Origin of the sequence: Pseudomonas sp. MWU16-30316 (genome assembly GCF_020515645.1) — a bacterium.
GTDB lineage: Bacteria > Pseudomonadota > Gammaproteobacteria > Pseudomonadales > Pseudomonadaceae > Aquipseudomonas > Aquipseudomonas cerasi.
Window position 1 is genome coordinate 727,905 of the sequence record NZ_JAIZAZ010000001.1, and the last position, 12,052, is coordinate 739,956.

Sequence of the window (12,052 nt, forward strand, 5' to 3'; positions counted from 1 at the left end):
CTCAGTGGTTGAGCGTATGCACAGCCACGCTGCCGGGTGCCGGGAACAGCACCAGATGGTCTGCTGCCACACGAATGCCGACTTCCTCACCCTGGCCGTGATCGGCGTGGCTGGGGAAAATGGCTTCCAGCTGACTGCCGGTCGACAGTTGCAGGCGATACAGCGTCGAGGCGCCTTGAAAGGTTCGACCGATGACCCGTGCTTTCAGGTCGCTGTGCGGCGCGTAGACGATGTCGTCAGGGCGTAGCAAGACATCCACAGCGGCACCGCTTACGCCCGGGTATGCCCGGTTGCCGCGCAGAATGCCCAGTTCGGTATGCACCGATTCCGGATTCATCATCTGCCCGCGAATGAAATAGCCCTGGCCGATGAAGCTGGCAACGAACGGCGTGCGCGGTTCGTGGTAGAGATTGTAAGGTGTGTCCCACTGCTCCAGGCGCCCCTCCTTGAATACGCCTACGTGATCGCTCACGGCAAAAGCCTCTTCCTGGTCATGAGTCACCAGAATCGCGCTGGTGCCCCGTGCCTTGAGGATATCGCGCACCTCATGGCTCAGGCGCCGGCGCAACTCGCCGTCCAGGTTGGAGAAGGGCTCATCGAGCAGCAGGAGTTGCGGCTCGGGCGCCAGTGCTCTGGCCAGCGCCACTCGCTGTTGCTGGCCACCGGACAGCTCGTGTGGATAGCGCTTGCCCAGTGCGCCGAGGTTGACCAGTTCAAGCAAGTCGGCGATCACTTTATCCAGGCGCGGGTGGTTGCGAATGCCGAATGCGATGTTTTCGGCGACACTCAAGTGCGGGAACAGCGCGTAATCCTGAAACACCATGCCGATACGGCGTTTCTCCGGCGGCAGGGTCCAGCCCGGACGGGAGATCACTTCGCCCGCCAGAGTGATCTCACCCGCATGGATCGGTTCGAAGCCGGCAATGGCGCGCAGTGTCGTGGTCTTGCCGCAGCCCGACGAGCCGAGCAGGCAGCCTATGTCACCCGCGTTGAGGTGCAGGTTCAGATCCTGCACCACGCGCTGGTTCTGATAGCCGCAAGCGAGGTTGCGCAGGTTCAGCAGCAACGGGTTCATGCGGGTTTGCAGGCCGGCGCGACGAGAAACTCCAGCAGCGCTTTCTGCGCGTGCAAGCGATTTTCTGCCTGATCCCAGGCGACCGAGCGTGAATCATCCAGCAGGTCGACACTGATTTCTTCGCCACGATGGGCAGGCAGGCAATGCATGAACAGCACATCCTTGTCAGCCAGGTCGAGCAGGGCACGCGTGACCTGAAACGGCGCGAACAGCTTTTTGCGCCGCGCGGTTTCCTCTTCCTGGCCCATGGAGGTCCACACATCGGTGCTGACCAGATGTGCGCCGGCAACTGCGGCTTTCGGATCGCGGACCACGGTGACGCGCTCGCCAGCCAGTGCCAGGAACTCGGCGTTTGGCTCGTAGCCGGCAGGGCAGGCCACACGCAACTGGAAGTCGAATTGAATCGCCGCTTCTATATAGCTGTTGCACATGTTGTTGCCATCGCCGATCCAGGCAACGGTCTTGCCCTGGATCGAGCCGCGATGCTCCAGGAAGGTCTGCATGTCGGCGAGCAACTGGCACGGGTGCAGGTCATCGGACAGGCCGTTGATGACCGGCACACGGGAATTGGCGGCGAATTCGGTCAGATTGCTGTGCGCATAAGTACGGATCATGACCGCATCCAGCATGCGCGACATCACTTTCGCGCTGTCGGCAATCGGCTCGCCGCGGCCCAATTGGGTGTCTCGATGGGACAAAAAGATGGCCTGGCCACCGAGCTGAATCATCCCTGCTTCAAAAGAAAGACGGGTACGTGTCGATGATTTCTCGAAAATCATCCCCAATACCCGGTTCTTCAGCGGTTCAAAAAGTACACCGCGATTTCGCAGGTCTTTAAGCTCTACGCCACGACGGATCAAGCCCGAGAGTTCATCCGGGGTGTAATCCATCATCGAGAGAAAGTGCCTGGCGTTCATGATTAACTACCTTTTCTGCAACAGACCGCAGGTTATCAAAGCCGGTTTTTATCGATAAAACGGGCGAGACCTGCGGCGGAAGCCGCACGGGGCGACGAATAAGAAAGGCGCGATGGTATAAAAAAATGTCGCGTCTTACCAATAGCATGCGTTTTTCTGAAACATGGACACTACTGGCGTCCCGGATAGAAGGGACGCCGTTATTCTGTATTGACGGGGCAAAAACTGGCTACGCTGAGAAGGTTGGCAGCCATCTGCACTTTTTCAGAAGGCAGCATTTGTACACTGCTCAAATAGCGCTTGGCAATTAGTACCAATCCTGTAACAGTCCATGTTTGCGCGGGCGTTGCCTAATGGGATGCGCTTCACGGGCTTGAAACAAGGACCGTTTCTTTAATCCCGGACGTGGGTTATAAATCGTTGCCGATACATTACTGATCGAGGGGTGGGGGAATGGACTCAAAAGAGCATCAATTAACGGAGTTGCTCGGGCTCACCGCCCGCACGCTTACCCATCTGACAGCCTCGATGACCTCAATGTCTTTCGAACTGCTGCGCAGCGAGGACGAAGTCACGCGTACGGCGGGGCGGCGCATGATTGATCGCATGGCCACTATCAGCTCCGGTCTCGACGAGCATTGGCGCCTGATCGGTGATCTGACCGGCGTCCACCTGGCGCAGGAACAGATCGAAACCGTGGCCGAAATGCAGCAACAGCGCAAGGTCGTCACGCCTATCGGCGGTTGATTCGGCCACCTCATCCGCGCGCCTGATGCCCCTCGATTCACGGGCCGAACATCAGTGGCGCGGGGCATGGCAAGGCAGCATAGTGAGTGTTCGGCAATCAACCGGATTGCCATGACAAGATCTGAGGCTGTGATGACCCGGACTGAACACTACCGAGCCTGCCACCTGTGCGAGGCCATTTGCGGTCTTGTGATCGAGACCGTCGTGGAGGCGGATTCTGCGCCGCGCATTGCCTCGATCAAGGGCGACCCGCTGGACACGTTCAGCCGCGGTCATATCTGCCCCAAGGCGGTTGCGCTGCAGGACATCCAGAACGACCCTGATCGCTTGCGACAACCGATGCTGCGCACCGGTGATCAGTGGCAGCCGATTACCTGGCAGCAGGCGTTCGATCTGGTCGCGGAGCGGCTTTACGCCATTCAGCAGCGCCATGGGCAGAACGCGGTAGCGGTCTATCAGGGCAACCCCAGCGTGCATAACTACGGGTTGATGACCCACAGCAATTACTTTCTCGGTCTGCTCAAGACCCGCAATCGTTTTTCGGCGACGTCGGTTGATCAGTTGCCGCACCACCTCACCAGTTTCCTGATGTACGGCCACGGCATGCTGTTGCCGATTCCGGATATCGATCACACCGACTTCATGCTGATTCTCGGCGGTAATCCGTTGGCGTCCAATGGCAGCATCATGACGGTACCGGACGTTGAAAAGCGTCTGAAAGCAGTCCAGCAGCGCGGCGGTAAACTGGTGGTCATTGACCCGCGCCGCAGTGAGACGGCTGCCATCGCTGACCAGCATCTGTTCGTACGTCCGGGCGGTGATGCGGCGTTGCTGTTCGGGCTGCTCAATACGCTGTTCGAGGAGGGGCTGACCCGCGAGAGCCATTTGCCTGTCGACGGCCTGGAGCAGGTTCGCCACGCCATTGCCGGTTTCACCGCAGAGGCCATGAGCCCGCGCTGCGGTATTGCTGCCGAACAGATCCGGCAACTGGCGCGGGACTTCGCGGCCGCTGACAAGGCGGTGTGTTATGGGCGAATGGGCGTGTCGACTCAGACCTTCGGCACGCTGTGCCATTGGCTGGCACAACTGATCAATCTGGTGACTGGCAACCTGGACCGCGTGGGTGGCGCGCTGTGCACAGAGCCGGCCGTCGACCTCGTCAGCTCGACATCCGGTGGTCATTTCAATCTGTGGCAAAGCAGGGTGTCCGGCCTGCCGGAGTATGGCGGCGAGTTGCCGGTTTCGGCGCTGGCCGAGGAAATGCTCGTAGCGGGGGAGGGGCAGGTTCGCGCGCTGGTGACCGTTGCGGGTAACCCGGTTCTGTCGACGCCCAACGGCCGTCAGCTGGAGCAGGCGCTCGAAGGGCTTGAGTTCATGCTCAGCATCGATCTTTACATCAACGAGACCACTCGCCACGCCGACTTGATTCTGCCGTCCACCTCGACGCTGGAGAATGATCACTACGACACCACCTTCAACACCCTGGCCGTGCGTAACGTCACGCGCTTCAATCGGGCCATTTTCGACAAGCCCGAAGGTGCGCTGCACGACTGGGAGATCTTCGTCGGGCTGGCCAGCGCTTTTGCTGCCAAGGCCGAGCGAGCGCTGAAACCCACGTTGCCGCCTGCGCAGATGATTGATCGCGGGCTGCGTGCAGGTCTCTATGGCGATGCATCACCCCATAAGCTGTCACTGGAAACCCTGGACAGTCATCCGCACGGTCTTGATCTGGGGGCGTTGAAGGCCAATCTTGCAGAGCGCTTGAAGACCGCCAATGGGCGCATTCAGGCCGCGCCTGAGGTGATCATGGCCGACCTGGCGCGCTTTGCTGCCGAGCCTGCTCCCCAGACCGGCGAGTTGCTGCTGATTGGCCGCCGGCATGTGCGCAGTAACAATTCCTGGATGCACAACTACCATCGGCTGGTGAAGGGCAAACCCCGGCATCAGCTGTTGATGCATCCTGACGATCTCGCGTGCCGTGGTCTGAGCGACGGCCAGCAGGTTCGCGTCAGCTCCCGGGTCGGGATGATCGAGGTTCAGGTGCTGGGCAGTCTGGACATGATGCCCGGGGTGGTCAGCCTGCCGCACGGTTGGGGGCATTCACGTGCGGGAGTAAAGATGGCGATCGCACAGAGCCTGCCTGGCATCAGTGCCAATGACCTGACCGACGAACGGCAACTCGACGTGCTGTCCGGCAACGCGGCGTTGAACGGCGTACCGGTGCAGGTCGTGGCGTGTTAAGCCTCAAGACAGAGCGTCATGCTCGGGATTTCGTTACAATGCGCCACCGTGCCGACAACTGAGTCGGATATTTCAGCCGAGGTGCTCCATGGATATCATCGAAACGATCAAAGAGCAGATTGCCAACAACACCATTCTGCTTTACATGAAAGGCGCTCCGAACGCTCCGCAATGCGGCTTTTCGGCCAAGGCTTCCCAGGCATTGATGGCGTGTGGCGAAAAGTTTGCCTATGTCGACATTCTGCAAAACCCTGAAATCCGCGCCAACCTGCCAAAGTACGCCAACTGGCCGACTTTCCCGCAACTGTGGGTTGCCGGTGAGCTGGTCGGTGGTAGCGACATCATCACCGAGATGATGGCTGACGGTTCGTTGCAGACGTTGGTCAAGGAAGCATCCGCCGCCAAGGCCGAGTAAAGCCTCGCGCAGAGCGTCGCACGATAGTCGCGATTATCGCTTCGTACGCTCCAGCCTGGTTTTACGCACAAGAAAAAGCCCGCTCTCGATTGAGGCGGGCTTTTTCATTGCGGCGCTATGGGGGAATCAGTCACCCATCTGCGACTGCAGGTAGTTCTCGATACCGACTTTTACGATCAGACCCAGCTGAGTCTCCAGCCAGTCGATTTGCTCTTCCTTGGGCTCAAGGATGTCTTCCAGCAGCTCACGGCTGCCGAAGTCACCGACGGTCTCGAAGTGAGCGATCGCGGCTTTCAGATCGGCCAGACCTTTTTGCTCGATCTTCAGGTCGCACTCCAGCATTTCCTTGGTGTGCTCACCGATGAGGATCTTGCCCAGGTCCTGCAGGTTTGGCAGCCCTTCCAGAAACAGCGTGCGCTTGATCAGCTTGTCAGCGTACTTCATCGCATGGATGGACTCTTTATATTCGTGGCCACCCAGCTTTTTCAGACCCCAGTCTTCGTACATGCGCGCATGCAGGAAATACTGATTGATAGCGACCAGCTCGTTCCCGAGGATCTTGTTGAGATGCTGGATGACGGTAATGTCGCCTTTCATGTTCGAGGTCCTGCCGGTGGCTTGTGTATATAAGTGCCGAGTGTGAGCTGAGCTTAAACGCCTGTCAAACCTAAGTTGTTGAATAATAAGTGAAATTAAATAGGAATAAGAATGTTTGAGTTCCGCATCTTGACGCTAAGCGCTTGAATTACAGGCATAAAAAAACCGGACGCGGTGTCCGGTTCTTTAAAAGAGGGGATTCAGGCAGCTGAAAATTTTGCCGGATAGGCCAGCAAGGCATGGCTGGTTTGCAGCTCGGTCAGCGTATCACGCACCACTTCCTTTGCCAGGCAGGCGCATTTTCCACATTTACTCGCAACGCCCAGTGTTTCACGGACTTCACGATAACTGCAGCAGCCTTCCAGAATTGCATCCCGGATTTGACCGTCGGTGACACCTTGGCAGAGGCAAACATACATAAGCTATGGACCGTCGCTGGTTTATTGCTTGGTGCCGAGGAGCTTAATGTTAATGAGAATGCTTGTCAAAACTGTTTTGGGTTGTATTCAGGTCGAGCGATGAGCGGTTGTTTTCGCAGGAATCGCATTACCGATCGGCCTCGGGATGGTCGAGTTCCGGACATGAAAAAACCGGCACAAGGCCGGTCCATTCACAGACGTGACGACCTCAGTCGTCGAAATCTTCCCAGCCGCCCATTTCTTTCCAGCGATTGACGATGCCGCAGAACAGCTCGGCCGTCTTCTCGGTGTCGTAACGGGCCGAGTGCGCCTCGCGTCCGTCGAAGTCGATGCCGGCAGCCTGACAGGCCTTTGCCAGCACAGTCTGACCATAGGCCAGGCCGGCGAGGGTAGCGGTGTCGAAGCTGGAGAACGGGTGAAACGGGTTGCGCTTCATGTCCATCCGCGCGACCGCGGCATTGACGAAGCCGAGGTCGAAGCTGGCGTTGTGGCCTACCAGCACCGCACGTTTACAGCCATTTGCCTTGAGGGCCTTGCGCACGCCGCGGAAGATGTCGTTCATCGCGGTTTCTTCGCTGACGGCCATGCGCAGCGGGTGGTCGAGCTTGATGCCGGTGAATTCCAGCGCCGCCGCTTCGATGTTGGCACCCTCGAACGGTTCTACGCGGAAGAAATAGGTGTGTTCCGGGAATACGAAGCCTTTTTCATCCATGCCGATCGTCACCGCAGCGATTTCCAGCAAGGCATCGGTGGCTGAATTGAAACCGCCGGTTTCTACGTCGACGACCACGGGCAGGTAGCCGCGAAAGCGCGCCGCCATCGGGTGACGGGAACCGCCGCCACCGCCGTGGCCTTCGTGTTCGTCGTCAAAATGATCTTCACTCACGCGTGTTCCTCCAGACGCCAGCGCAGCTTTTCACCAGCGCGCAGCGGGATAACAGTCAACTCGCCAAACGGCAGGCTGGCAGGGGCGGTCCACTCGTCACGCACCAGCGTGATGGTGTCCTGATTGGCGGGCAAGCCGTAGAACGCCGGACCGTGGAGGCTGGCGAAGCCTTCCAGCTTGTCCAGAGCGTTACGCTGCTCGAAAGCTTCGGCATACAACTCGATGGCTGCGTAGGCGGTGTAGCACCCGGCGCAACCGCAGGCGTTTTCCTTGGCACGCTGGGCATGCGGCGCCGAGTCGGTGCCCAGGAAGAACTTGCCGCTGCCGCTGGTGGCCGCGTCGAGCAGGGCCGTCTGATGCGTATTGCGCTTGAGGATCGGCAGGCAATAGAAGTGCGGACGAATCCCGCCGACCAGCATGTGGTTGCGGTTGTACAGCAAGTGATGCGCGGTGATGGTCGCCGCGACATTGGCTGAAGCCTCATTGACGAACTGCACCGCTTCACCGGTGGTGATGTGTTCGAACACCACTTTGAGGTTCGGGAAGCGCTCGACTACACGACGCAGGTGCTCATCGATGAAGACCTTCTCGCGATCGAACACGTCGATTTCGCCACGCGTCACTTCCCCGTGCACCAGCAACAGCATGCCGACTTCGGCCATGGCTTCGAGAGCAGGAAAGATCTTGTCGATGCTGGTGACACCGGAATCGGAGTTGGTGGTCGCGCCAGCCGGATACAGCTTGGCCGCATACACGAAACCACTGGCCTTGGCGGTGCGGATGTCGTCGGGCGTGGTCTGGTCGGTGAGGTACAGCACCATCAACGGCTCGAAGCGGCTGCTGGCCGGGCGTGCAGCCAGAATGCGCTGGCGATAGGCATCGGCTTGCTGCGCATTGCGCACCGGAGGCACGAGGTTGGGCATGATGATTGCGCGGCCAAAAGTTCGCGCTACGTCAGCAACGGTATGAGGCAAGACAGCTCCGTCACGGAGGTGAATATGCCAGTCGTCGGGACGCAGGAGGGTCAGGCGGTCAGACATTGGGGATTCCAGGCGGGTCAAACTCGCTGGGAATGCTACCGGAAAAGACTCTCTCAGGCATCCGCTATCAAGTTTTGCATGAAGTTACCGATAGCTCCCTTGTCAGTCGGTAATTTTCTGTTTCGCGTTCATTTCCAGTGGAGCCTCCCGTGCGCCAGCGATATTTAGCCCTGCTCAGCCTGTTTGCCAGCCTCCCGGCGATGGCTATCAGTTTCCAGACGCGTCTGGAGAGCATCGAGTGGAAGGTCGAAGGCGATCAGTTCGAGTGCCGTCTGACTCAACCGATCACCGACTTCGGTGCCGGTGAGTTCGTGCGCCGCGCGGGCGAGCAGGCGACGTTTCGCCTCAAGGCTTCGTACAACATGCTCGGTAACGGCTCCGCGACATTGCTGGCCGCTGCGGCACCGTGGCAACCGGGTCGCGGCGATATCAACCTGGGATCGGTGCGCGTCAGCAATGGCGACATTCCCTTCAATACCTCCCAAGCCCAGGCCGGACGTCTGATCAGCGGTCTGATGGACGGTCGCAGTCCGCTCATTCGCCATTACACGCGAGACGGCGGCCAGATGGAAGTGCGTCTGCTGCCGGTCAAGTTCAGCAAGGCATTCAGCGATTACCAGGCATGCACTGCCAAGCTGTTGCCGATGAACTTCGATCAGATCAAACAGGCCGAAGTGGGTTTCCCGGGCGGCGGTATCGAGCTGGATGCGCGTGCCAAAGCGCGTCTGGACAACATGGTGGCTTATTTGAAGGCCGACCCGACCGTGAATCGTATCGAACTGGACGGCCATTCGGATAACAGTGGCAATCGCCTCACCAACCGTGACCTGTCCCGCCGTCGCGCGCTGGCGGTCATGGATTATTTCAAGGCTCAAGGCATACCCGAGCAGCAAATCACCCTGCGCTTTCATGGCGAGCGCTACCCGCTGGCGCCCAACACCAATGAAGCCAATCGTGCGCGCAACCGTCGGGTGAACGTGCACCTTGAGCGCCTCGCGCCCGATGAGCGCCCGGTGCCGGTTGCGTCTGCCAGCGCAGCACACACTTCTTAAGACCTGTAAAAGGTTCCTGCCAGACGTCGCCTTGTCGTCACAAGCTGTCGCGCCCCTGTAAATTTGCCGGTTTGAACGGTAGAATCAGCGGTTTTCCGTACAACCCGGTGGAGTGATGGCATGGCGGACGTAAACAAGGTAGTTCTCGCGTATTCCGGTGGCCTGGATACTTCGGTAATCCTCAAGTGGCTGCAAGATACGTACAACTGCGAAGTGGTGACCTTTACCGCTGACCTGGGTCAGGGTGAAGAAGTCGAGCCGGCACGCGCCAAGGCGCAGGCCATGGGCGTGAAAGAAATCTACATCGATGACCTGCGCGAAGAGTTCGTGCGTGATTTCGTCTTCCCGATGTTCCGTGCCAACACCGTCTATGAAGGCGAGTACCTGCTGGGTACCTCCATCGCCCGTCCGTTGATCGCCAAGCGTCTGATCGAGATCGCCAACGAAACCGGCGCTGACGCCATTTCCCACGGCGCGACCGGCAAGGGTAACGATCAGGTGCGTTTCGAGCTGGGTGCCTACGCGCTCAAGCCAGGCGTGAAGGTCATTGCTCCATGGCGCGAATGGGATCTGCTGTCGCGTGAAAAACTGATGGACTACGCCGAGAAGCACAACATTCCCATCGAGCGTCACGGCAAGAAGAAATCCCCTTACTCCATGGATGCCAACCTGCTGCACATTTCTTATGAAGGCGGCGTGCTGGAAGACACCTGGACCGAGCACGAAGAAGACATGTGGCGCTGGACCAAGTCCCCTGAGGACGCGCCAAACGTTGCGACCTACCTTGAGCTGACCTATCGCAATGGTGACATCGTTGCGCTGGATGGCGTCGAAATGACCCCGGCCACTGTGCTGGCGACCCTGAACCGCATCGGTGGCGAAAACGGTATCGGCCGTCTGGATATCGTTGAGAACCGTTATGTGGGCATGAAGTCCCGTGGCTGCTACGAGACGCCTGGTGGCACCATCATGCTGCGTGCTCACCGCGCCATCGAATCCATTACCCTGGACCGCGAAGTCGCCCACCTCAAGGACGAACTCATGGCCAAATACGCCAGCCTGATCTACACAGGCTACTGGTGGAGCCCTGAGCGTCTGATGCTGCAGCAGATGATCGACGCGTCTCAGGTTCACGTGAACGGCGTTGTGCGTCTGAAATTGTACAAGGGCAATGTGATCGTCACCGGTCGCAAGTCGGATGATTCGCTGTTCGACGCCAACATTGCCACGTTTGAAGATGACGCAGGCGCCTACGATCAGGCCGATGCAGCGGGCTTCATCAAGCTCAACGCACTGCGCATGCGGATTGCAGCCAACAAGGGCCGCAAGCTGTTCTGATGCCGCAAGTTGTTCGACACGTGCAGCCCGTACAGGGCTGCACTTCAAATACTATCGAAAGGGGCATTCCTTCCGGGCGTCATGTAAAAAGACGTTGAGCCAGTGAAACCGGTGGTTGATATACAGGGTACATGTACTATGCAAGATAGCAGCGTGTAGCCGACTGCAGAAATATCATGTGTCACGGGTATTCAGTCGTTGAATATCTTCTTACCGTTAGCGTCGAAAAAGTGCTTATTTGTTTTAGTGTTTTCCTACAACAGTTGTAGACGTTCAGGGCAGGGAATAACAGAGTTTTCCATCGGCTCCCTGAAAGGTATCGCACGCTGTCTCTTTTTTGCCTCGTTATTCAGCGTCAGTCGCTCTCCCGTCGCTGGCTGAACTCAAACCGGTACGCCTTGCCGATGCCGAGTACCTGGCGAAGGCTCAGATCGAGTATCCCGGCAATCTCGGACGCGGTGTAGCCCAATGCCGAGTAATGCATGGCGTGACCTGCAACGACGTCATCGATGTCCGTAACGTCATCAAGGGCCTCCCTGCGGGGGGTAAGCAAGGGCTGGCTGAGGTTAACGGTCACGCCATTTTCTGTCGCCAGGCGGCGCACATCCCTTTTACTCATTCGCAATGAATACTGTAACGCGGTAAAACCGGCACCCTTGGCCGCCAGGTATTTCAGTTGCTGCACTTTGCCCGCGTGTTCAAGTCCGTGTTCTACGGCAGGTTGTGTACGAGTGGATGAGGGGGCGGCTAATCCTGCGGCCTCTCCTTCGGGTATGACGGCTATGACGCCACCGCTGGCAACAAAGGCTTCCACTGCGGTGATGAGATCAGAGGCGGTGGGGGTGGAGGTGGGTGGCCGCGTACGAGCGTATTTAGTGTTCATGGTACATCCCTTTTTGAACATGGTTATACACAGGGCCCATTCAAAAGAGTTGCCAGGCGCCCCGAGAGTTTTCAGAAGGCAGCGATGCCGGATTGGTGATATACCCAGTGCCGGAATTAATCCGACCGCGCGATACATGGAGCCTGCTTAAACACATCGCATAGGCACGTGCGCAAGTACAGTGCGCAGCAACAGGGTTTCTTATAGTGGCGCGTGTTCAAGGGCAGTAAGTAATAAAGTTGCTGTTAAAAAAGTAACGACTGGTAATAAATTTTGCAAGGGAAAAATGGCAAGTTATAAGAATTGACCGAGCGGTTTTTATAATGTCTTACGAGTTGTAATGTCACGTCTGCTAATCGTGTAGTCCGTTTCCTATTCGAAAGAATACGTCTGGCTTTGAAATGAAAAATGGTATTTGCTACGTGTCGAAAGAGCTACTTAT

The 12,052-nt window shown here is 58.0% G+C and carries 12 protein-coding genes; 5 read left to right on the top strand and 7 right to left on the bottom strand.

Annotated elements, in window-relative coordinates:
* Position 1: 1 nt before the first annotated feature.
* A complete protein-coding gene (locus tag LCH65_RS03435; protein WP_058396667.1) occupies positions 2–1,075 on the bottom strand; it encodes an ABC transporter ATP-binding protein in 1,074 nt (357 codons plus the stop codon).
* The gene (gene argF / locus LCH65_RS03440) at positions 1,072–1,992 is read right to left on the bottom strand and encodes an ornithine carbamoyltransferase (RefSeq protein ID WP_003363607.1); all 921 of its coding nucleotides are present in this window, start codon (positions 1,990–1,992) and stop codon (positions 1,072–1,074) included. Before argF ends, LCH65_RS03435 begins: the two co-directional genes overlap by 4 nt.
* Before the next feature lie 453 nt (positions 1,993–2,445).
* Here argF and LCH65_RS03445 point away from each other — a divergent pair, with 453 nt between their 5' ends.
* The 3 genes from LCH65_RS03445 (at position 2,446) to grxD (ending at position 5,395) form a co-directional block, all read left to right on the top strand.
* Complete coding sequence (locus LCH65_RS03445; RefSeq protein WP_032609138.1) at positions 2,446–2,739, top strand: hypothetical protein; 294 nt, start codon at positions 2,446–2,448, stop codon at positions 2,737–2,739.
* Positions 2,740–2,871: 132 nt separating this feature from the next.
* On the top strand, positions 2,872–4,980 hold the full coding sequence (locus LCH65_RS03450; RefSeq protein WP_226439148.1) for a molybdopterin oxidoreductase family protein: 2,109 nt from the start codon (positions 2,872–2,874) through the stop codon (positions 4,978–4,980).
* Positions 4,981–5,068: 88 nt separating this feature from the next.
* On the top strand, positions 5,069–5,395 hold the full coding sequence (grxD, locus tag LCH65_RS03455) for a Grx4 family monothiol glutaredoxin (protein ID WP_002554852.1): 327 nt from the start codon (positions 5,069–5,071) through the stop codon (positions 5,393–5,395).
* A 126-nt stretch (positions 5,396–5,521) separates the two neighbouring features.
* On the opposite strand, the gene bfr is transcribed toward grxD, so the two are convergent.
* The 4 genes from bfr to pyrC form a co-directional block, all read right to left on the bottom strand.
* On the bottom strand, positions 5,522–5,992 hold the full coding sequence (bfr, locus tag LCH65_RS03460) for a bacterioferritin (protein WP_002554851.1): 471 nt from the start codon (positions 5,990–5,992) through the stop codon (positions 5,522–5,524).
* Between the two features lie 200 nt (positions 5,993–6,192).
* Positions 6,193–6,411: a bacterioferritin-associated ferredoxin gene (locus LCH65_RS03465; protein ID WP_003350768.1), complete on the bottom strand. Its 219-nt coding sequence runs from the start codon at positions 6,409–6,411 to the stop codon at positions 6,193–6,195.
* A gap of 208 nt (positions 6,412–6,619) precedes the next feature.
* Positions 6,620–7,297: a ribonuclease T gene (rnt, locus tag LCH65_RS03470; RefSeq protein ID WP_003363600.1), complete on the bottom strand. Its 678-nt coding sequence runs from the start codon at positions 7,295–7,297 to the stop codon at positions 6,620–6,622.
* On the bottom strand, positions 7,294–8,337 hold the full coding sequence (pyrC, locus tag LCH65_RS03475; protein ID WP_226439149.1) for a dihydroorotase: 1,044 nt from the start codon (positions 8,335–8,337) through the stop codon (positions 7,294–7,296). The genes rnt and pyrC overlap by 4 nt, the downstream gene beginning before the upstream one ends.
* A gap of 149 nt (positions 8,338–8,486) precedes the next feature.
* Between pyrC and LCH65_RS03480 the strand changes: the two genes are divergently transcribed.
* Together LCH65_RS03480 and LCH65_RS03485 are read left to right on the top strand one after the other, a co-directional pair.
* Positions 8,487–9,389 carry an OmpA family protein gene (locus LCH65_RS03480; protein WP_226439150.1) on the top strand — a complete coding sequence of 301 codons (903 nt, stop codon included), beginning with the start codon at positions 8,487–8,489 and terminating at the stop codon, positions 9,387–9,389.
* Between the two features lie 120 nt (positions 9,390–9,509).
* A complete protein-coding gene (locus LCH65_RS03485; RefSeq protein WP_003363593.1) occupies positions 9,510–10,727 on the top strand; it encodes an argininosuccinate synthase in 1,218 nt (405 codons plus the stop codon).
* 355 nt (positions 10,728–11,082) lie between these two features.
* Here the strand turns inward: LCH65_RS03485 and LCH65_RS03490 are convergent, their stop codons facing one another.
* Entirely contained in the window at positions 11,083–11,610 is a 528-nt protein-coding gene (locus LCH65_RS03490) for a hypothetical protein (RefSeq protein WP_058397258.1), read from the bottom strand.
* Between the last annotated feature and the right edge of the window lie 442 nt (positions 11,611–12,052).

Coding starts and splice junctions, on each gene's coding strand:
- LCH65_RS03465 (WP_003350768.1), bottom strand. CDS start 6,411: ATGTATGTTTGCCTCTGCCAAGGTGTCACCGACGGTCAAATCCGGGAT.
- LCH65_RS03485 (WP_003363593.1), top strand. CDS start 9,510: ATGGCGGACGTAAACAAGGTAGTTCTCGCGTATTCCGGTGGCCTGGAT.
- pyrC (WP_226439149.1), bottom strand. CDS start 8,337: ATGTCTGACCGCCTGACCCTCCTGCGTCCCGACGACTGGCATATTCAC.
- LCH65_RS03490 (WP_058397258.1), bottom strand. CDS start 11,610: ATGAACACTAAATACGCTCGTACGCGGCCACCCACCTCCACCCCCACC.
- bfr (WP_002554851.1), bottom strand. CDS start 5,992: ATGAAAGGCGACATTACCGTCATCCAGCATCTCAACAAGATCCTCGGG.
- argF (WP_003363607.1), bottom strand. CDS start 1,992: ATGAACGCCAGGCACTTTCTCTCGATGATGGATTACACCCCGGATGAA.
- LCH65_RS03435 (WP_058396667.1), bottom strand. CDS start 1,075: ATGAACCCGTTGCTGCTGAACCTGCGCAACCTCGCTTGCGGCTATCAG.
- LCH65_RS03450 (WP_226439148.1), top strand. CDS start 2,872: ATGACCCGGACTGAACACTACCGAGCCTGCCACCTGTGCGAGGCCATT.
- LCH65_RS03445 (WP_032609138.1), top strand. CDS start 2,446: ATGGACTCAAAAGAGCATCAATTAACGGAGTTGCTCGGGCTCACCGCC.
- grxD (WP_002554852.1), top strand. CDS start 5,069: ATGGATATCATCGAAACGATCAAAGAGCAGATTGCCAACAACACCATT.